Consider the following 18,062-nt stretch of genomic DNA (forward strand, 5'->3'; position numbering starts at 1 on the left):
TCCTGAAGTTGCGCGATCATGCGCAAACTAGGGTCGCCGCATGACGATCAGGTAACGCCTTGCCGACAGTTCCGTGGCAAACCGCGCCCCTGTGCCGGGGGACGGTCCTGCTTTGCAAAAGGCCCCGTTCCACGTGGGAACAGGGCAGAATTCAGTCTGTAATCAATGTCTATGGAAATATAAATCCGCAGTCAAAAAAGGTGACAGGGAACTGGTTAACCTACTAGCGCGCGAATCTGTATCATTCGCACAGGTGCGGGTATGTGCGTTTGCGCACAATCAGCGCGAAAACGAACATCGCATCTTTCGTCCGCAAGGCTGAGTGACATATCTCAGCGGTTGCTGGCCAGGACGCAAAGCAGTTCAAAAAGCATGGTCGCACCTGTCAGTGCGGTGATGCCGCCCTGATCGAAGGGGGGCGAGACTTCGACTACATCGGCGCCAACGATATTCAGCCCGGCAAGGCCGCGGACCATGGCCTGTGCTTCACGCGTGGTCAGGCCGCCGATCTCGGGCGTGCCGGTGCCGGGGGCCATCGAAGGGTCGATGCTGTCGATGTCAAAGGTCACATAGGTCGGCGCATCGCCCATCAGGTCACGTACCTCGGCCATGACATCCCCGGGGGCGCGGCGGTCGCATTCCTCGATATAGATGATGCGGATGCCCTGATCCTTGGCCCATTGGTGTTCGTCCGCCGAATAGACCGAGCCGCGAATGCCGATTTGCACGACCCTCCGGGGGTCCAGCACGCCCTCTTCGATGGCGCGGCGAAAGGGGGTGCCGTGGGTATAGGGATTGTCGCCGAAATAGCTGTCGTTGGTGTCGGAATGGGCGTCGAACTGTACCAGCCCCAATGGTCCGGGTTCGGGCTGCGCCTTATGGATCGCGCGCAGTATCGGCAATGTAGTCAGGTGATCGCCGCCGACGCTGAGGGGCAGGGCGCCTGCGGCGCAGACACCGGCAATGCCCGCCTCAATCTGTTCCAGCGCCGCCATCAGGTCGATGGGCTGCACGACCAGATCGCCCAGATCTGCCACCGCCAGCCGCTCATAAGGGGCTACTCCGGTGACGTGATGCACCTTACGCATCAGGCTGGACTGGTTGCGCACCTCGCGCGGGCCATGACGGGCGCCGGGGCGATTGGTGGTACCGCCATCCCAAGGGATGCCGATCAGGGCAACATCCAACCCCTCGGCGCTGGTCAAGGCCGGCAGACGCATAAAGGTCGCATGTCCCGCAAAACGCGGCACCAAAGCGGCATCGACAGGTTCATGCAACTGCTTTGGCATCAGCGCCTCATAATCCAATGGCTATGAGCGGCATCATGGACGGTGCTGGCGTTGATTCGCAAATACCTTGTCCTGCGGCCGGAAGCGGGAGCGGTTCAGATCGTGAATTTGTCGAGCGACTGTCCTGAGTTCAAAGCCTCAATGATCCAGCGCGGTTTGCGGCCGCGACCGCTCCAGGTCAGCTCGGGGTTCTCGGGGTGACGATAGCGTGGAATGCTGACAGACTTTTCCTGCGCTGCCTGCACCAGTTCGCCCAGCGAAAAGCCGAAATCTTTGGCGATCTGTTCGACCCTGGTGCGGGCCTCGGCCTTGCGGCGGGAGTCATATTGATCAATCGCCCGGTCAACGTCCTTAAGCAATTGCCTGAGCTCGTTCAACGACATGGTATTTAGGTCGAGATCAGCCATTATCAGCCCCCTTGATGTGACAAGCTTGTGGTGGTTAGTATATGACGTGGCTTTAACTGCCCGGAAACACGACATAATTGGTTTTGACGTGCAGTTATCTCATTGTCAATTAAGGAAAGCGGATATCGAATTCACCTTTTGTACAATTTTTCCGGTATGGCAGTGAGGTTTCATATTAGTAATTTGCGGGAATATCATCGGCACCGGTCCTGTACCGATTTTACAGTGATGGCTCGACTCTGGTGGCGTAAGTCGCGATAAATTCCGGCCGGGTCGGCTTCGGGATCGGGGCTGCCCCATTCGCGCAACCATGAGGGACAGACCATGCCTTTCCGTCCGATGCCGCAAACGCGCCGTGCGCTGAGCACTGCCCTTTGCCTTCTGACCCTGATCGCCGCCCCCCTGGCGCCGCAGAAGGGCCTGGCCGACAGTTCGGCCTTCACGCTTGACGAACGCGGCGTCCTGACCGCCGCTCCGGTGCTTGAGAAGGTGACGCCGGCGGTGGTCAATATCGCTGTTCGCTCGGAAACCGCTGTGGCGGTGAACCCGCTTTACAACGACCCGTTCTTTCGCCACTTTTTCAACCTGCCGCCCGAGACGCTGCGCCGCCAGCGCATGAGCGCGGGCTCTGGTGTCATCGTCGATGCAGCCCAGGGTTATGTGCTGACCAACCACCATGTCATCGCGGACGGAATTGAGATCACCGTCACATTGAAGGATGGCCGCACCCTGAAGGCCGAGTTGATCGGCAGCGACCCTGCGACGGACATCGCGCTGTTGCAGGTCAAGGCCGGGGATCTGACCGCGGTCGAGATTGCCGATTCGAATGCGGTAAAGGTTGGCGACTATGTCATGGCGATCGGTAACCCATTCGGACTGGGCCAGACTGTGACCTCGGGCATGGTCAGCGCGCTTGGCCGCACCGGGATCAGCCGCGACGGATATGAGGATTTCATCCAGACCGATGCCTCGATCAACCCCGGCAACTCGGGCGGGGCGCTGGTTGACAGCAAGGGTCGGCTTATCGGTGTGAATACCGCGATCCTTGCCCCGGCGGGCGGCAATATCGGCATCGGTTTTGCCATTCCCGCCGATATGGCCATGGCGATCATGAAGCAGCTTCTGGAGCATGGAGAGGTGCGTCGCGGCCTGCTGGGGGTCACCGTACAGGATCTGACCCCGGATCTGGCCTCGGCCCTTGGGGTCGAGGATGTGATCCAGAGCGGCGCAGTCATCGCCAGCGTCGAGCCCGGCTCGGCCGCTGATGCGGCGGGCTTGCAGGCGGGGGACGTGGTGCGGGCGGTCGATGGCGCGGCTTTGCGCAACGGCGCGGATTTCCGCAACCATATCGGGCTGCTCTCGGTTGGGGACAACATGACCCTGACCGTTTTGCGCGACGGCGAAGAGCTTGAGCTGACCGCAACCATCCGCGACGGGGCCGAGGCGGCCAGCGCCTTGCTGGAGGGCACACCGCTTGCCGGTCTGCAATTGCGTGAACGCCGGCTTGAGGGCGGGCCGGGTGCGCTTGAGATCGAAAGTGTCACTCCCGGCAGTGCGGCTGAACAACGCGGTTTCCGTCCGGGCGATATGATCCTGGCAATCAACCGCCGCCCGGTGCCTACGCTTGAGGCGCTGACCGAGGTGCTGGGCGCTGGTCGCCTGCCGCTGGTGGTCGAACTGGTCCGCGACGGCCGCCGGATGCTGACCATCCTGGAGGGATAAACGCCCTTTGGCCCGGCTGCATCTATGGCAGTCTGCGCTATTGCGTGCCGGGCCAATCCCTTTATGACTGGCGCGGGGGATCAGCCGGGGGAGGGCTGCCGGATGCGGATGCGCGACACCGTCATCAAGCCGATGCACCGCGAGGGCATCCGTTTTGTCGCGACCTTTGCTGTGGCAACGCTGATGCTCTTTCTGCTGTGGAGGCCGCTTGGCTGGGTCGGCGTCGGGTTGACCATCTGGTGCTATTACTTCTTTCGCGATCCTGAACGGGTGCCGCCCGTGCGCCCCGGACTGGTGGTCAGCCCGGCAGACGGCATCGTTTCGCTGATCGAACCTGCGGTGCCTCCGCCAGAACTGGGGATGGCCGCGACGCCTTTAACCCGTGTCAGTGTGTTCATGAGCGTTTTTAACTGCCATGTGAACCGCACGCCGGCAGAGGGCGAGGTGCTGACTGTTGCCTATCGTCCGGGCAGGTTCTTCAACGCTTCGCTCGACAAGGCCAGCGCCGATAATGAACGAAACAGCCTGCGTCTGCGCCTGACTGACGGGCGCGAACTGGCGGTGGTGCAGATCGCGGGCCTCGTGGCGCGGCGCATCGTCTGTTTTGTCAAGCCCGGGGACCGGTTGCAGCGGGGCGAGCGTTTCGGCCTGATCCGCTTTGGTTCGCGGCTGGATGTCTATCTTCCGCCGGGCGTCGTGCCGCTGGTCCAGATCGGCCAGACCATGATCGCGGGGGAGACGGTCATCGCCAGGCTCGACGCCTTTGGTGAGGGAGGGGGTGCATGACCGAACAGCCCTCTGGCCCGCAGGCCGAATTCTCGTTGTTTCAGCTTTTGCCGAATGTGCTGACCATCGCGGCGGTCGGCGCGGGGCTGACGGCCATCCGATTGGGCGTGCAGGGCGAATACACCTTGGCCGTTCTGCTGATCTTTGCGGCGGGCATTCTTGATGGCATCGACGGACGCATCGCCCGGCTGCTGGGCACCGCCAGCAAGATGGGGGCCGAGCTGGATTCGTTGGCCGATTTTCTGAATTTCGGCGTTGCGCCGCCGCTCTTGCTGTATTTCTGGGCCTTGCAGGATTTCCGCAGCCTGGGCTGGATCTGCGTGCTGCTGTTTGCCGTCTGCTGCGTGATCCGGCTGGCACGGTTCAACGTCTCGACCAAAACCGAAGAGACACAGGGCAGCAGCGCCTATTTTCAGGGCGTGCCCTCGCCTGCCGGGGCGCTGCTCGTCATGCTGCCCATGTATCTGTCGTTTGCCTTTGCCGACCGGCCCGTGCTGCCACCTTTGCTGATCTGCCTTTACATGATTGCGATCGGCCTTTTGCTGATCAGCCGCATCCCCACATGGTCTTTCAAGACTACCCGGATTTCGCGTGAGAACGTCAAGTTTTTTCTTGTCGGCGTGGCCTTTGTCGGTGCGGCGCTGCTGACCTTTGCGTGGGAAACGCTGATCGCGATCTGCCTTGGCTACATCGCCATTGTCATCTGGGCCTGGATCGACTGCGAACATCCGTCAAACCGATAAGGAACGCCTATGGATATCGAAGCCGTCCAAACCTCATATTCCCGCTGGGCCCCGGTCTATGACCGTACCTTTGGTGCCGTAACCAATATCGGGCGGCGGCGTGCGGTCGAATATATCAACAGCCGTGGTGGGACCGTGCTTGAGGTCGGCGTCGGCACCGGGCTGTCCCTGCCGCATTACAACCGTGACATGCGGGTGACCGGCATCGACTTTAGTCAGGACATGCTCGACAAGGCCATCGCCAAGGTGCAGCAGCAGGGTCTGACTCAGGTCGAAGAACTGCGGCAGATGGATGCGCGCAAGCTGGATTTTCCCGACAACCATTTCGACACCGTGACGGCCATGCATGTCCTGTCCGTTGTTCCTGAGCCCGAGCGCGTGATGGCCGAGATTGCGCGGGTCTGCAAACCCGGCGGCCAGGTCGTCATCACCAATCACTTTGCCCGCGAAGATGGCACTCTGGCGCGGCTTGAACGGCTGTTTGCACCCTTGGCCAATACGATTGGCTGGCACTCGGATTTCCGTATCGAGACGGTGCTGGGAGAGGAGTGCCTGACCCTGGAAGAGCGCCGTACCCTGCCGCCTCTGGGGATGATGACCTTTCTGGTGCTGGGCAAGCGTCTGGCCTAGGCGGGCGTCTTGCGGGCTGTGGGTATGACGGCGAAAGAGGATATCTTTGACCGGCTTGGCCGTTCGGCGTTTCGCAGCCGCTTTCGCCTTGGTCAGAAAGAGCGCGCCTATGCCGAGGCCAAGGGCCGCGACACCATCGCCGCCCATGCCCGCGATTTCATCGCCGCAAGGCTGGCGCCTGCCCATCCGCGCAATGATGGCCGCCAGACGCCGATGCGCGGTCATCCGGTCTTTGTCGCCCAACATGCGACCGCCTGCTGCTGCCGCTCATGTCTCGAGAAATGGCATCTCATTCCCCCCGGCCGGGCTCTTAGTCCCGACGAGCAGGCGCAGATCGTTGACTTGCTGATGTGCTGGATCGACCGCCAGATGACGGTCGATCCTCGCTCGCATTCGTAAGGGCCCGCTTAGAGCTTGGCCCCGTTCATGACGGTCTTTTGCCGGGTCTGCGAATTCAGGATCCACAGTGCCAGGGCAAAGCCGGTGATCCCCCCGGCCAGTTTGCCCAAAAGCAGGGGCAGGATGATCGTCGGCTGGAAATTCGCCGAGAACGCCAGATGGTCACCGAACATGAAGGCCCCGCAGACCGCGAATGAGATGACCAGCACCTTGTCGCGCGGCGGCATTTCCTTGATCAGCCGGAACATCGCCAGCACATTGGCCGAGGCTGCCAGCAGGCCCGCCGTTCCCGCCGATGACAGGCCAAGCCGTGCGCCAGCCCATTGCATGGGCTTTTGCAGGAAATGGTTCAGCATCCAGACCATCGGGAATGCGCCGCTTAGCATGATGCCGATATAGCCCGCGATTTCCAGCGCGCGGAACTGATCCTCGGCATCGGCGATGATCGGGGCAAAGCCCCAATGGCCGAACAGCCAGGTAAAGACGCTGGTGAAATACTCAACGATGGAAAACACCAGAACCATTGTGATTGCTGCATACATAAGCCGGCCAAAATCCAGAAACAGCCGGATCATCAAAGCTGGAAACAGCTTCAGCCCCGCCGCCAGTACCCCGCAAAAGACGATAAGCGGCGCAATATTGGCCAAGACCTGCCCGGTCCCCAACGCAAGCTGATAACTGGCCGGGCCGGTCGCCTCGATCTCGGGGCGGATGGCGACCTGCATCAGCTCCAGCGCAAGGCATGAGGTCAGCACCCCGACCGGGATCGACAAGAGCCCGCACATGATGCCGACGGCCATGTATTGGTGATCCTCTTTGTCGAGCATCGCCAGCCCGACCGGGATCGTGAAGATGATCGTTGCCCCGGCCATAAAGCCGGTGATCGAGGCCATGATCCAGCCCTCGGGTGATTGGGCAAGCGCCTTGGCCAGCTGATAGCCGCCCATGTCCACCGCGATAAGCGAGGTGGCAGCCATGGCCGGATCAGCGTTGACGGACTGAAAGACCGGTCCGATCACCGCATCCACAAAGGCCGACAGATAGGGGATCGAGGCCATGATCCCCGCGACCGGAATAAAGATGTGGCCGATGGCGTGCAGCCCGGCGCTGAATTCCCGTCCAAGCGGGCTTTCGCTGTCGATGATCGAGGCGATTGCCCCGATCACGGCCGACGCCATGATGATGTAGATGACGAATGTCCCGATATGGGCCATGTTTCCTTTCCCCTCCCTTTGGGAATGGGCGGGTCTCCCCTCCCGCCCGTTCGTGCTGTCAGCGGAAAAGCTGGCTCAGATGGTCGTTGAGATAGATCCCCTGCGGGTCCAGCTTGCGGCGCAGTGCGCGAAACTCATTGGCGCGCGGATAGATTTCGGTCACGTCCTCGCCGGTCAGGAAATGCATTTTTCCCCAATGCGGCCGGGCGCCGTAATCGCGCAGGATGCGGTCCACCGCGCGCAGATAGTCCCAGTAGTCCTTTCCCGGCTCGCCCGAGACCGAGACGGTCACGCTGTCCTGCTGGTAAAACGGGCTCATCCATGCCTTGTCCCCGGCGGTAAAGCGGTATTCGACCGGATAGATCGCCTCGGGGAAGGATTCGAGCATCAGCCTGCGCACTGCCCGCATCGCATCCTTGCCGTGCTGACGCGGCACCGCATACTCCAGTTCGTGAAAATTCGCGATATATTCAATGGGATACACGTCAGAACTATAGGCGACCTTTTCTAATCCGGCCTCAAAGGGCTGATCATCCGAGATGTCCATAACCTTCATCTCGCAGACATCGGTGGTGCGACCGGTCTTTGAGGTCCCCGAGGTGTCGGGCAGGCAATAGCAATGCCGGCTTTCCTCATAGGGGCACCAGAAAAAGCTGAAATGACGATGCTTTTCGGCCAGCTCGTCATGCATATCCATCGCGGCTTCGAAATCTTCGCGCCAGATCCTTTCGCGCAGGTTGTAGCTGTCGCGAAGTTGCAGCGTCATTTCCGAAATAGCGCCCAGCACCCCCAGCGACACGCGTGAGGCAAGCAGCAGGTCGGGCGTGCTTTCGTCAACCGTCAGGATCGAACCATCCGGTTGCACAAGTTTCATCCCGACGATTGCATCGGCAAGGACAGGCAGCCGCGCACCAGTGCCATGCGTACCGGTGGTCAGCGCCCCCGCCAGCGCCTGACTGTCGATATCACCCTGGTTGATCATCGACAGGCCCTCGGCCTTCAGCACCTTGACCAGCTCGTTGATCGTGGTGCCGGCGGCGGCGGTGACGCGGCGCTTGTCATGGTCGATATGTTTGACGCCCTTCATATTGGCCAGCGTCAGATGCAGACCGCTGGTCAGGGCGACGGGGGTAAAGCTATGGCCCGAACCCGCGACACGCACATTCATACCCTTGCCTGCGGCCTCGGCGATCAGGGCGCAAAGTTCATCCTCGCTTGTCGGGGCTGCGCGGGCGGCACGGACGCAGGATTGGTTGCCAACCCAGTTGCGCCAATGCGCATGGTCGAGCCCGAAATCGTTGACGGTCATTCCATGCGATGAGGTATGTGTCATCCTGTTGTTTCCCTGTCGTTTTTTGGTTCATATTGCGGTATAGGCATTGTCGGCAAAGATATGTGCGCCGTTCACAAAGCTTGAGTCGTCGCTCGCCAGGAACAGTGCCGCCTTGGCGACCTCATCAGGACGGCACAGCCGTCCCTGCGCCGCGGCAATCGCCTCTTCCGAGACATCGACGCCGTGTTGTTTCAGCAAGTCGATCTCGCGCAGGCCATGGGCGGTGGCGATAAAGCCCGGGCAGACGGCGTTCGAGCGGATGTTTCTGTCGCGGAACTCGACCGCAAGGGCACGGGCAAACATGTGGCAGGCGCCCTTGCTGGTGCAATAAAGCACCTCCATCGGCGTGCCGACCACTGCCGAGATCGACGAGGTACAGATCACGCTGCCTCCGCCCGCTGCGATCATGCCGGGCAGCACCGCCTTGGTGACGAGGAACATGCTTTTCACGTTCACCGCCATGATGCGGTCCCATTCCTCTTCGCTGGTCTCAAGAAAGGGCAGGGCGGCCAGAATGCCGGCGTGATTCATCAGGACGGTAATCGCGCCGAAAGCGGCTTCGACCGTTTCAACCGCGCGCTGCACCTGCGCCGCGTCCGAGACATCGGCGGGCGCAAAGATCGCCTCATACCCCTGATCACGCAGCTGCTGTGCCACGGCCTCACCCTGACTTTGCGGCAGATCGACGATGCCGACCTTTGCGCCCTCGGCGGCGAAAAGCTCGGATGCGGCCAGCCCGCAGCCTCCGGCTCCTCCGGTGATCAGGGCAACCTTGCCTGTCAATCGTCGCGTCACATGATCCTCCTTGGCCGGGACTTGCCTGTCCGGCCTGTTTCTGCGTCAATAAAGCTTATGGGTCCGGCCTCCTCCTTGGCCGGATAGGGAGAGCCTAGGACGCCGGGGATGATTTTCCATATGGCGAAAGTTATACGCGCCGGGGCAGGCCGGTGATTGCAGAGCAATTTTCCGGTGCCGTTGCCGGCCTGATCGAAAAGGCGGGCGTTGCGGATTATGGCGCGGCGCTGGACCGGCTGGCCTCTTGCGCGGCCGGTTTCGACATGAGCTGCGCCTTTGCCTTTAGTACCGGCCATGCGCCGGTGGTCATCCATGACGGTTATTCCGAAACGGTGGACCGGCGCGCGCTGCGCAGCTATCTGCGCGGGGCCTATCTGCTGGACCCGTTCTATCAGGCCAGCGTTTCGGCCGGGGCCGAGGGGCTATGGCGTATGCGCGAGCTGGCCCCGGACCAGTTCTATGATTCCGATTTCGCCTGGTCGCGCGAGGTCCATCCCTGCATCTCGGATGAGGCGGGCACGCTGGTCGAGGAAATCGGCTTTGTCATCCCGCTGCCCGACGGTTTCGGCGCGACCTATTCGCTGATGCGCAATCGCGGAGGCCAGCCCTTTGACGCGGCAGAGTTTCAGCGGTTGCGCGCCATGCTACCCATTCTTGCCGCCAGTCTGCGCCAGCATTGGGCGCTGATCTCTGGCGGGGCGGGTGGCATGGCGGGCCTGCCGGCGCGTCCGGTCGCCGAGCGGGTCTTTCATGAGGTTTTCGGAGATCAGCTGACGCCTGCGCAATATGCAGTGGCCAAGCTGATCCTGCGCGGCCACAGCAGCCTGTCGATTGCCGAAAACCTTGGCATCACCGAGGGCACGGTCAAGATTCACCGTTCAAACATCTATCGCCGGCTGGGGATCTCCAGTCAGGGCGAGCTGTTTCAGCGATTTATCAACCACCTTGCCGATTGAGCCTGCGTCCGTAAGCAGGGGCAGGGGACGGCCCGGGTGATCCGGACCGCCACGGCTGTTGTTCAGTCGATGATGGTCGCCTCGGTCGCTGCGCGAAGATCGGCCTCGCTGACGCCATCGGCCAGTTCGACCAGCTTCAGCCCGCCCGGCACCACGTCCAGCACACCGAGGTTGGTGATGATCCGGTCCACGACCCCTTTGCCGGTCAGGGGCAGGGTGCATTCGCGCAGCACCTTGGATTCACCGGCTTTGTTGGTGTGGTCCATCACGACGACCACGCGGCCGACCCCGGCGACGAGGTCCATCGCGCCGCCCATCCCCTTGACCAGCTTGCCGGGGATCATCCAGTTCGCCAGATCGCCGTTCTCGGCCACTTCCATCGCGCCAAGGATCGCCATGGCGATCTTGCCGCCACGGATCATCGCAAAGCTCTCGGCGCTGTCGAAATAGGCGGTTTGCGGCAGTTCGGTCACCGTCTGCTTGCCGGCGTTGATCAGATCGGGGTCCTCTTCGCCCTCATAGGGAAAGGGGCCGATCCCCAACATGCCGTTTTCCGATTGCAGCGTCACATGTACGCCTTCGGGAATAAAGTTCGCGACCAGTGTCGGAATGCCGATCCCAAGGTTCACATACCAGCCGTCCTGCAGCTCTTTTGCCGCGCGGGCAGCCATCTGGTTGCGGTCCCAGCCCTTGATTTCGCCGGCCATCACGCGGTCTCCTTCTTGCGAGTCGTGCGTTGCTCGATGCGTTTTTCGTGCTGGCCCTGAATCAGGCGGTGCACATAGATGCCGGGCAGGTGGATGTGGTCGGGGTCAAGGCTGCCGGTCGGCACGATTTCCTCGACCTCGCAGATGCAGATGCGGCCACATTTCGCCGCCGGCACGTTGAAGTTCCGCGCCGTCTTGCGAAAGATCACATTGCCCGACTCATCCGCTTTCCAGCCCTTGACGATGGCAAGGTCGGCGACGATTGCGCGTTCAAGGATATAGGTCTCGCCGTCGAATTCCTTATGCTCTTTGCCCTCGGCAACAACAGTGCCGACGCCAGTGCGGGTGTAGAAACCGGGAATGCCAGCGCCACCGGCGCGCATGCGCTCGGCCAAGGTGCCCTGCGGGTTGAACTCAAGCTCCAGCTCGCCGGAAAGATACTGGCGCATGAACTCGGCATTCTCGCCGACATAGGATGAGATCATCTTGCGAATCTGCCGCGAATCCAATAGCTTACCGAGGCCAAACCCGTCCACGCCGCAGTTGTTGCTGGCAATCGTCAGGTCCTTGGTCCCGGCCTGCAAGATCGCTTCGATAAGCAGTTCAGGGATGCCGCAAAGCCCGAAACCGCCGGCCGCGATGAACATTCCGTCCTGCAATAACCCGTCCAGCGCCGCCGCCGCGCTGGGGTAAATCTTGTTTGATCCTGTCATGAGTGCGCCTCGATCCGTTGATCCTCCCGACGGGCGCGGATGGTTTCCTCCCCGTCAAGAAGAACCTGTCGCATGGACGGTTAATGCTCTATCCGTAGGAATACGTATATCGATAGGTATCCGCCCATGCAGCAGAAACCCCGCTGGCAGCACCTGGCCCGCGATTACGACAGTCTGGGCTTTCAGAATGCACCCGATGCGACGCTGGTGCTGGCCGAGCGGGTGATCGTCCGGGCCAGCATGATGGTCGAAAAGGTCTTTGGCTGGCGCCCGCAAGAGCTTGAGGGGCAATCCATGCGCTGCCTCTATCCCGGTGAGACGGATTTTGAGCTAGTGGGCGAGCGGGCGCGGCGCGCGATGCAAGAGCAGCCGTTTTATCATGATGAGCGTTTCATGCGCCGCAAGGAGGGGCAGATCGTCTGGATGGAGGGTCGGGGCCGGACCCTTGATCAAAACGATCCGCACCGGCTGGCGATCTGGACATACCGGCCGCTGGACCCGTCTTTGGACTCGGCCCTTGGCGCGGCAAGTCTGCTGACTGCGACTGAAAAGCGCATCGCCGGTTATCTGGTCAACGGCTTTACCAGCAAAGAGATCGCCAAGTCGTTGAACTGTTCGCCGCGCACGGTCGAAGTGCATCGGGCAAACATGATCCGCAAGATGGGCGTGAGGAACAGTTTCGAACTGGTCCGCAGGTTGCTGGACAACGGCACAGGATAAAGTAAACTCAGTAATTTACACGGGAAATGTAACACAATTTCGAGTTTCAGGAATGGATTTAATTTACATAATCTTGGTTATCAGGTAATTGCTGCCGGCAGGCATCGCAACGTCTGCGCGCCCTTCCGCGGTTTGACGGCGCCGCATCTCTCTGATGCGGGTCGCGGCGACCTTGCGGCCCGCGCAGGCTTCCCCTACATCATGGAGAACAGTGAAAGGACCAGCCATGGCGATGGAAGCCCAGGATATCGAAGCCCTGATCCGCGCTGCATTTCCGCACGCCAAGATCACCATCACCGACCTAGCCGGAGACGGAAATCACTATGCCGCAGAAGTGATCGACGAAAGCTTCCGCGGCCAGAACCGCGTGCAACAGCAACGCGCCGTCTACGCTGCGCTGCGCGGCCATATGGATGGCCCGAACGGCGCGCTGCATGCGCTTGCCCTGACCACGAAAGCCCCTGATTGAGAAGCAACCGCAGGCGTCGCGGCTATGCGACGCTTCAGGAAGGACCAGCAGAATGACCGATGCGCGCCAGCAGATTCAGGAAACGATCGACGCAAATGACGTCGTCCTGTTCATGAAAGGAACCAAGGAGATGCCGCAATGCGGCTTCTCAAGCCGCGTCGCTGGGGTGTTGAATTATATGAACGTCCAGTATCGGGACGTGAACGTCCTTGCTGACGAAGGTATCCGTCAGGGTATCAAGGACTTTTCCGACTGGCCGACGATTCCCCAGCTTTACGTCAAGGGCGAGTTTGTCGGCGGCTGCGACATCGTCACCGAAATGACCCTGTCGGGTGAGCTGGATCAGCTCTTTGACAAGGCCGGCGTCGTCTATGACAAGGATGCCGCCAACCGTATCCGCGAGGCGAACGCCTGACCACGGGTCACCGGACCGCAAAAGGAAAAGACCCCGCACCCGCGGGGTCTTTTCCTTTCAAATCAGTATATTTTGGGCAAGATTTCAGGCGGTTCCTCGGGGGTCTTCGGGCCAGTCACCCTCTTCCTCCCATTCTTCGCCATTCTCTGCCTCGTCGCGATGGCGCCAGTCCTGCAGGCGCGAAGCCAGCGTCATGCCGACTGCAAAGGCGCCGATCAGTGGCACGATTGCCCCGATGCGCGATTGCGAGGCCTGCTTGGTCCGCTCGGCCGCCTGTTGCAGCATCTCGGCCGGCAGGCCAAGGCGGTCGGCGGCGGTCTCACCCGCCCTGCGTGCAGCGCCATACACCCGAGCCTCGGCCCTGTCGGCCAGCCGGTCGGCCTTATAGGAAAGATTGTCGGTAAAGGAATGGACGCGTTGCCCGGCCTGTTCCATCAGGCGGCCGACCTTGTCCGTCGCCCGGTCCATGGCCGCATCTGCCGCACCCGTCGCCTTGGCAACGGCTACATCGGCGGCCATCCTCAGCCGCTGTTCAACCTCGGCCTTCAGATCGTCGGTGGTGGGCAGCGGGTGGCGCTCCTTGCGGGCAATCAGCATCGCCACCAGCCCGATAAGGACAAAGGCGATCCCGAGGGTGAGCGAGGCGCCAAGCGCGCCCCAGCCCAGATGATATGCAAGCCAGGTCCACAAGGCCGCCAGCAGGAAGCCAGCGCCGATCAGCAGCGCGACCCCTGCCCCGGCGCTCAGACCGGCGCGGCGCAACTTGTCAGAGACGGCAAGTTGCAGGTTCCTGGTATAGTCAAACATCGGCTTCCTCAGCGGCGCGCAACGATCAGCCCCAGCAGGAAGCCGACACCGGCGGCGATCCCGAGAGCTTGCGCGGGATTGCGACGCACCATGCCCGAGAATTCGTCGTAATATTCCTCGGCATGAACGGCGACGTCCTGAGCGCGGCGCTGACCCTGACGATAAAGGCGGCGCGCCTCATCCCGTGCGCGTCCGGCATATTCGTGACCTTGCTCCCGTACGGCCTCAGCATATTCCGCGCCGCGGCGCCTGGCCGTCTCGACAAACTCTGCGCCCTTTTCGCGGGCAGTTTCATAAAGGTCCGCGCCATGCTCTTTTGCGCTTTCATAGGCTTCGCTCGCTTCGTCCGCGGCACGGCGGGCATGGCGGCCCACTTCGTCCGCAGCGTCGCGGGCCTGAGCTTTCAGTTCTTCGGCGGTAAGTTCACGTTTGGCCATGTCATCGTCCTTTCAAAGGGCTGCAACTGGTTTCGCAAAACCAACCGTTCAGCCCGGGAATTGTTCCCGGATCGCCTGCGACTTTTGGTCAGTCTGTCTCACAGCACCGCGTCAAAAGCCGGGATCAGCCGGGCCAGCGTTCCCTCGACATCCTTGAGTTTATCAAGTCCGAACAAACCGATACGAAAGCTGCGGAACCCCTCGCCTTCGTTCACCTGCAAGGGGACGCCCGCCGCAATCTGATAGCCCTCGGCAAGAAAGCGGCGGCCGCTTTGAACCTCGGGATCATCAGTATAGCAGACCACGACGCCGGGCGCGGCAAAGCCCTCACCCGCGACCGAGCGCAGGCCGCGCCGCGCAAGCTCAGCCCGTACGGCATCGCCAAGCTGCCACTGGGCCTCGCGCGCGGCTTCAAAGCCGAACGCGCGCGTCTCGTTCATCGCATCGCGCAGACCCAGCAGGGCGTCGGTCGGCAGCGTAGCATGATAGGCATGGCCGCCCTGTTCATAGGCCTGCATGATCGCGCGCCATTTCTTGAGATCCAGCGCAAAGCTGTCGCTGACCGTCGTCTCCAGCCGTTCGATTGCGCGAGGCGACAGCATCACCATCCCCGCCGAGGGCGAAGCCGACCAGCCCTTTTGCGGGGCCGAGATCAGCACATCGACCCCGGTCGCCTTCATATCGACCCAGATCGCGCCCGAGGCGATGCAGTCCAGTACCATGATCGCGCCGGCCTCATGGGCGGCCTGGGCCAGCGCCTTGATGTAATCGTCGGGCAGGATCATCCCTGCTGCGGTCTCGACATGGGGCGCAAAGACGGCATCGGGGCGGGCTTCGCGGATGCGGGCCACCACTTCTTCGATGGGTACGGGTGCAAAGGGCGGCTGGGGCGTATTGCCTTGCGGCCGTGCCATCATCACCGTGGTCTGGCGGGCAAAGCCCCCTGCCTCCAAGATCTGGCTCCACCGATAGCTGAAAAAGCCGTTTCGCACGATCAGCGCATGGGCGTCGCGGCCAAACTGGCGGGCAACTGCCTCCATCGCGCAGGTGCCGCCGCCGGGAACCAGCGCCACGGCCTCGGCGCCATACACCTCGCGCAGCGTGGCAGAGATGTCGCGCATCACGCCCTGAAACTTCTGCGACATGTGGTTAAGCGAGCGGTCGGTAAAGACGACCGAGAATTCCTGCAACCCATCGGGGTCCACATCGGGGCGAAGTCCGGCCATGGCGGCGTCCTTTTCTGCTGATCCTTTGTGGCAAAGCCTAGCGCGGCGGCGGTCCGACAACCAGCCCTGCCAAGGGGGGATGCGACCATTGCGCCCTCTGCGCCCCGCAACGCGGTTCCGTGAGCCCCCTTGCCCGCCGCGCCGCGCCCGACTAGCTTTGGTCAGGACAATCGACAGGCCAATTATCATGCGTATCGGCATTCTCAAATGTGGCCAGTCGCCTCAGGAGCTTCGCGGCGACAAGGGCGACTATGACACCATGTTCGAGCGGCTCCTGGCTGGGCGGGGCTTTGAATTTACCAGCTATCACGTGGAAAACATGGAATTTCCTGACAGCGTTCATGCTGCGCAAGGCTGGCTTTTGACCGGCTCGCGCCATGGCGTCTATGAGGATCATCCCTTTATCCCCCCGCTCGAAGAGTTCATCCGCAAGGCTTACGGCGAACATGTGCCTATGGTCGGCATCTGCTTTGGCCACCAGATTATCGCGCAGGCGCTTGGCGGAAAGGTGGTAAAGCACCCCGAAGGCTGGGCAGTCGGCGCACAGGATTATGACTTTAACGGGCAAAAGGTCACGTTGAACGCCTGGCATCAGGATCAGGTGGTGCACCGGCCCGAAGGTGCCGAGGTGCTGGCCAGCAACCCGTTTTGTGAAAACGCCGCGCTTGTCTATGATGACCGCGCGTTGACCGTGCAGGCACATCCCGAGTTTGACGACAGCTTTGTCGAGGGGCTGATTGCGCATCGCGCCAAAGGCACGGTGCCCGAGCCGCTGCTGGAACAGGCCCGCGCCCGCATGGGCGGCACCCGGCAATCGGCCAGCATCGCCGACCGGATCGAGGCATTTTTCAAGGCACCACGCGCTTACCGCGAACAGGTCAGGCAGGGGGCCGCATGAAATCGCATTGGATCGAAGAAACACCTCAGGCGGCTCAGGACTATGTTGCCGGGCGGCGGCTTGATGAGGTGGAATGTATCGTCGCCGATATCGCCGGCGTGGCGCGGGGCAAGGCAATGCCTGCCTCGAAATTCGCTCATCAAGAGCGTTTCTACCTGCCGAACTCGATCTTTTTGCAGACGATTACCGGCGATTGGGCCGACAATCCTTCGGGCGCGTTTACCGAGCCGGACATGATCCTGACCCCGGATTTCTCGACCGCAACCGCAGCGCCATGGACGGCGGATGTGACCTTGCAGGTCATTCATGACGTCTCGGACCAGTCTGGCAACCCGGTGCCGATCGCGCCGCGCAACGTGCTTAAGCGGGTGGTCGATCTTTACCGCCAAAAAGGCTGGAAGCCGATCGTTGCGCCCGAGATGGAGTTTTTTCTGGTCGCGCGCAACATCGACCCGAACCAGCCGATCATGCCGCCCATGGGGCGCACAGGCCGCCGCGCCGCCGCCAAACAGGCCTATTCCATGTCGGCGGTGGACGAATACGGCAAGGTCATCGACGATATCTATGATTTTGCCGAGGCGCAGGGGTTCGAGATCGACGGCATCCTGCAGGAAGGCGGTGCCGGTCAGGTCGAGATCAATCTTAACCACGGCGATCCGGTGGTCCTCGCCGACCAGATCTTTTACTTCAAGCGCCTGATCCGCGAAGCGGCGCTGCGCCATGACTGTTTCGCGACCTTCATGGCCAAGCCCATCGAAGGTGAACCGGGCAGCGCCATGCACATTCACCATTCGGTGATCGCGACCAGTGACGGGTGCAATATCTTTTCGGACGAACAGGGACGCGAGACGCCGGCCTTTATGCATTTCATCGCTGGCATGCAAAAGCACCTGCCAGCGGCGATTGCGCTGCTGGCGCCCTATGTCAACAGCTATCGCCGCTATGTTCCTGATTTTGCTGCGCCAATTAACCTTGAATGGGGGCGCGACAACCGTACCACCGGCTTGCGGGTGCCGATCTCGAAACCCGAGGCACGGCGGGTCGAAAACCGGCTGGCAGGCATGGATTGCAACCCCTATCTTGGCCTCGCGGCCAGCCTTGCCTGCGGCTATCTGGGCCTGATCGAGGCCGAGAACCCGCGCGCAGAATGCCTGGGCGATGCCTATATGTCCGAAGATGAGCTGCCCTATAACCTTGGCGATGCGCTGGACCTGATGGAGGAAAGCGCCGCCATGCGCGAGGTGCTGGGGGCCGAATTCATAGCCGTTTATCAAGCCGTTAAACGCAATGAATACAAAGAGTTCCTGCAGGTCATCAGCCCATGGGAGCGTGAGCACCTGTTGCTGAACGTGTGATCCGGAGCCCGGCCCGCGCATCATCCGGGCCGGGGATGGCA

21 protein-coding genes are annotated in these 18,062 nt (G+C 61.5%); 11 read left to right on the forward strand and 10 right to left on the reverse strand.

Translation table 11 applies throughout. The features are described 5' to 3' along the window. Positions 1 to 332 precede the first annotated feature (332 nt). Together speB and F8A10_RS18660 are read right to left on the reverse strand one after the other, a co-directional pair. The gene (gene speB, locus F8A10_RS18655; protein ID WP_152368124.1) at positions 333 to 1,289 is read right to left on the reverse strand and encodes an agmatinase; all 957 of its coding nucleotides are present in this window, start codon (positions 1,287 to 1,289) and stop codon (positions 333 to 335) included. Between the two features lie 95 nt (positions 1,290 to 1,384). After that, the gene (locus F8A10_RS18660) at positions 1,385 to 1,696 is read right to left on the reverse strand and encodes an H-NS histone family protein (RefSeq protein ID WP_010393946.1); all 312 of its coding nucleotides are present in this window, start codon (positions 1,694 to 1,696) and stop codon (positions 1,385 to 1,387) included. A 324-nt stretch (positions 1,697 to 2,020) separates the two neighbouring features. Here F8A10_RS18660 and F8A10_RS18665 point away from each other — a divergent pair, with 324 nt between their 5' ends. From F8A10_RS18665 to F8A10_RS18685, 5 genes are all read left to right on the forward strand, one after another. Then, positions 2,021 to 3,418 carry a DegQ family serine endoprotease gene (locus F8A10_RS18665; RefSeq protein ID WP_152368125.1) on the forward strand — a complete coding sequence of 466 codons (1,398 nt, stop codon included), beginning with the start codon at positions 2,021 to 2,023 and terminating at the stop codon, positions 3,416 to 3,418. Between the two features lie 102 nt (positions 3,419 to 3,520). Continuing rightward, a complete protein-coding gene (locus tag F8A10_RS18670) occupies positions 3,521 to 4,204 on the forward strand; it encodes a phosphatidylserine decarboxylase (protein WP_085501448.1) in 684 nt (227 codons plus the stop codon). Beyond that, complete coding sequence (pssA, locus tag F8A10_RS18675) at positions 4,201 to 4,947, forward strand: CDP-diacylglycerol--serine O-phosphatidyltransferase (protein WP_085501447.1); 747 nt, start codon at positions 4,201 to 4,203, stop codon at positions 4,945 to 4,947. The genes F8A10_RS18670 and pssA overlap by 4 nt, the downstream gene beginning before the upstream one ends. A gap of 9 nt (positions 4,948 to 4,956) precedes the next feature. Further along, the gene (locus F8A10_RS18680) at positions 4,957 to 5,577 is read left to right on the forward strand and encodes a class I SAM-dependent methyltransferase (protein ID WP_085501446.1); all 621 of its coding nucleotides are present in this window, start codon (positions 4,957 to 4,959) and stop codon (positions 5,575 to 5,577) included. 24 nt (positions 5,578 to 5,601) lie between these two features. Next, complete coding sequence (locus tag F8A10_RS18685) at positions 5,602 to 5,976, forward strand: DUF4186 domain-containing protein (RefSeq protein ID WP_085501445.1); 375 nt, start codon at positions 5,602 to 5,604, stop codon at positions 5,974 to 5,976. 8 nt (positions 5,977 to 5,984) lie between these two features. On the opposite strand, the gene eutH is transcribed toward F8A10_RS18685, so the two are convergent. The 3 genes from eutH to F8A10_RS18700 are packed head-to-tail and all read right to left on the reverse strand — an operon-like array spanning position 5,985 to position 9,318. Beyond that, entirely contained in the window at positions 5,985 to 7,190 is a 1,206-nt protein-coding gene (gene eutH / locus F8A10_RS18690) for an ethanolamine utilization protein EutH (RefSeq protein ID WP_152368126.1), read from the reverse strand. Between the two features lie 58 nt (positions 7,191 to 7,248). Continuing rightward, on the reverse strand, positions 7,249 to 8,523 hold the full coding sequence (locus F8A10_RS18695) for a D-arabinono-1,4-lactone oxidase (protein ID WP_152368127.1): 1,275 nt from the start codon (positions 8,521 to 8,523) through the stop codon (positions 7,249 to 7,251). Between the two features lie 27 nt (positions 8,524 to 8,550). Further along, entirely contained in the window at positions 8,551 to 9,318 is a 768-nt protein-coding gene (locus F8A10_RS18700; protein WP_010393925.1) for an SDR family NAD(P)-dependent oxidoreductase, read from the reverse strand. A 152-nt stretch (positions 9,319 to 9,470) separates the two neighbouring features. Here F8A10_RS18700 and F8A10_RS18705 point away from each other — a divergent pair, with 152 nt between their 5' ends. Continuing rightward, positions 9,471 to 10,274 (forward strand): helix-turn-helix transcriptional regulator, encoded by an 804-nt coding sequence (locus tag F8A10_RS18705; RefSeq protein ID WP_152368128.1) that lies wholly within the window; start codon positions 9,471 to 9,473, stop codon positions 10,272 to 10,274. Positions 10,275 to 10,336: 62 nt separating this feature from the next. Here the strand turns inward: F8A10_RS18705 and F8A10_RS18710 are convergent, their stop codons facing one another. Together F8A10_RS18710 and F8A10_RS18715 are read right to left on the reverse strand one after the other, a co-directional pair. Continuing rightward, complete coding sequence (locus tag F8A10_RS18710) at positions 10,337 to 10,981, reverse strand: CoA transferase subunit B (protein WP_010393922.1); 645 nt, start codon at positions 10,979 to 10,981, stop codon at positions 10,337 to 10,339. Further along, positions 10,981 to 11,694: a CoA transferase subunit A gene (locus F8A10_RS18715; RefSeq protein WP_010393920.1), complete on the reverse strand. Its 714-nt coding sequence runs from the start codon at positions 11,692 to 11,694 to the stop codon at positions 10,981 to 10,983. The genes F8A10_RS18710 and F8A10_RS18715 overlap by 1 nt, the downstream gene beginning before the upstream one ends. Positions 11,695 to 11,820: 126 nt before the next feature. On the opposite strand from F8A10_RS18715, the gene F8A10_RS18720 reads away from it, so the two are divergent. The 3 genes from F8A10_RS18720 (at position 11,821) to grxD (ending at position 13,298) form a co-directional block, all read left to right on the forward strand. After that, the gene (locus tag F8A10_RS18720; RefSeq protein WP_010393917.1) at positions 11,821 to 12,414 is read left to right on the forward strand and encodes a helix-turn-helix transcriptional regulator; all 594 of its coding nucleotides are present in this window, start codon (positions 11,821 to 11,823) and stop codon (positions 12,412 to 12,414) included. Positions 12,415 to 12,640: 226 nt separating this feature from the next. Beyond that, positions 12,641 to 12,883: a BolA/IbaG family iron-sulfur metabolism protein gene (locus F8A10_RS18725; RefSeq protein WP_010393912.1), complete on the forward strand. Its 243-nt coding sequence runs from the start codon at positions 12,641 to 12,643 to the stop codon at positions 12,881 to 12,883. Between the two features lie 52 nt (positions 12,884 to 12,935). Beyond that, entirely contained in the window at positions 12,936 to 13,298 is a 363-nt protein-coding gene (gene grxD / locus F8A10_RS18730; RefSeq protein ID WP_010393910.1) for a Grx4 family monothiol glutaredoxin, read from the forward strand. 84 nt (positions 13,299 to 13,382) lie between these two features. Here grxD and F8A10_RS18735 read toward each other — a convergent pair whose 3' ends face one another. The 3 genes from F8A10_RS18735 to F8A10_RS18745 all read right to left on the reverse strand — a co-directional run bounded on the left by F8A10_RS18735 (position 13,383) and on the right by F8A10_RS18745 (position 15,768). Continuing rightward, positions 13,383 to 14,105 carry a phage holin family protein gene (locus tag F8A10_RS18735; RefSeq protein ID WP_085501439.1) on the reverse strand — a complete coding sequence of 241 codons (723 nt, stop codon included), beginning with the start codon at positions 14,103 to 14,105 and terminating at the stop codon, positions 13,383 to 13,385. A gap of 8 nt (positions 14,106 to 14,113) precedes the next feature. Next, positions 14,114 to 14,542 (reverse strand): DUF883 family protein, encoded by a 429-nt coding sequence (locus F8A10_RS18740; protein WP_010393906.1) that lies wholly within the window; start codon positions 14,540 to 14,542, stop codon positions 14,114 to 14,116. Between the two features lie 98 nt (positions 14,543 to 14,640). Next, the gene (locus tag F8A10_RS18745; protein ID WP_152368129.1) at positions 14,641 to 15,768 is read right to left on the reverse strand and encodes an aminotransferase class V-fold PLP-dependent enzyme; all 1,128 of its coding nucleotides are present in this window, start codon (positions 15,766 to 15,768) and stop codon (positions 14,641 to 14,643) included. A gap of 187 nt (positions 15,769 to 15,955) precedes the next feature. Between F8A10_RS18745 and F8A10_RS18750 the strand changes: the two genes are divergently transcribed. Further along, positions 15,956 to 16,666, forward strand: a complete 711-nt coding sequence (locus tag F8A10_RS18750) for a type 1 glutamine amidotransferase (protein WP_010393902.1) — start codon at positions 15,956 to 15,958, stop codon at positions 16,664 to 16,666. Continuing rightward, positions 16,663 to 18,021, forward strand: coding sequence for a glutamine synthetase family protein (locus tag F8A10_RS18755; RefSeq protein ID WP_010393899.1), 1,359 nt, complete (start codon positions 16,663 to 16,665; stop codon positions 18,019 to 18,021). Before F8A10_RS18750 ends, F8A10_RS18755 begins: the two co-directional genes overlap by 4 nt. Positions 18,022 to 18,062: the final 41 nt, after the last annotated feature.

Origin of the sequence: Paracoccus kondratievae, from assembly GCF_009301415.1 — a bacterium.
In the GTDB taxonomy this organism is placed as follows: Bacteria; Pseudomonadota; Alphaproteobacteria; order Rhodobacterales; family Rhodobacteraceae; genus Paracoccus; species Paracoccus kondratievae.

Coding starts and splice junctions, on each gene's coding strand:
- speB (WP_152368124.1), bottom strand. CDS start 1,289: ATGCCAAAGCAGTTGCATGAACCTGTCGATGCCGCTTTGGTGCCGCGT.
- F8A10_RS18660 (WP_010393946.1), bottom strand. CDS start 1,696: ATGGCTGATCTCGACCTAAATACCATGTCGTTGAACGAGCTCAGGCAA.
- F8A10_RS18665 (WP_152368125.1), top strand. CDS start 2,021: ATGCCTTTCCGTCCGATGCCGCAAACGCGCCGTGCGCTGAGCACTGCC.
- F8A10_RS18670 (WP_085501448.1), top strand. CDS start 3,521: ATGCGGATGCGCGACACCGTCATCAAGCCGATGCACCGCGAGGGCATC.
- pssA (WP_085501447.1), top strand. CDS start 4,201: ATGACCGAACAGCCCTCTGGCCCGCAGGCCGAATTCTCGTTGTTTCAG.
- F8A10_RS18680 (WP_085501446.1), top strand. CDS start 4,957: ATGGATATCGAAGCCGTCCAAACCTCATATTCCCGCTGGGCCCCGGTC.
- F8A10_RS18685 (WP_085501445.1), top strand. CDS start 5,602: ATGACGGCGAAAGAGGATATCTTTGACCGGCTTGGCCGTTCGGCGTTT.
- eutH (WP_152368126.1), bottom strand. CDS start 7,190: ATGGCCCATATCGGGACATTCGTCATCTACATCATCATGGCGTCGGCC.
- F8A10_RS18695 (WP_152368127.1), bottom strand. CDS start 8,523: ATGACACATACCTCATCGCATGGAATGACCGTCAACGATTTCGGGCTC.
- F8A10_RS18710 (WP_010393922.1), bottom strand. CDS start 10,981: ATGGCCGGCGAAATCAAGGGCTGGGACCGCAACCAGATGGCTGCCCGC.
- F8A10_RS18715 (WP_010393920.1), bottom strand. CDS start 11,694: ATGACAGGATCAAACAAGATTTACCCCAGCGCGGCGGCGGCGCTGGAC.
- F8A10_RS18720 (WP_010393917.1), top strand. CDS start 11,821: ATGCAGCAGAAACCCCGCTGGCAGCACCTGGCCCGCGATTACGACAGT.
- F8A10_RS18725 (WP_010393912.1), top strand. CDS start 12,641: ATGGCGATGGAAGCCCAGGATATCGAAGCCCTGATCCGCGCTGCATTT.
- grxD (WP_010393910.1), top strand. CDS start 12,936: ATGACCGATGCGCGCCAGCAGATTCAGGAAACGATCGACGCAAATGAC.
- F8A10_RS18735 (WP_085501439.1), bottom strand. CDS start 14,105: ATGTTTGACTATACCAGGAACCTGCAACTTGCCGTCTCTGACAAGTTG.
- F8A10_RS18740 (WP_010393906.1), bottom strand. CDS start 14,542: ATGGCCAAACGTGAACTTACCGCCGAAGAACTGAAAGCTCAGGCCCGC.
- F8A10_RS18745 (WP_152368129.1), bottom strand. CDS start 15,768: ATGGCCGGACTTCGCCCCGATGTGGACCCCGATGGGTTGCAGGAATTC.
- F8A10_RS18750 (WP_010393902.1), top strand. CDS start 15,956: ATGCGTATCGGCATTCTCAAATGTGGCCAGTCGCCTCAGGAGCTTCGC.
- F8A10_RS18755 (WP_010393899.1), top strand. CDS start 16,663: ATGAAATCGCATTGGATCGAAGAAACACCTCAGGCGGCTCAGGACTAT.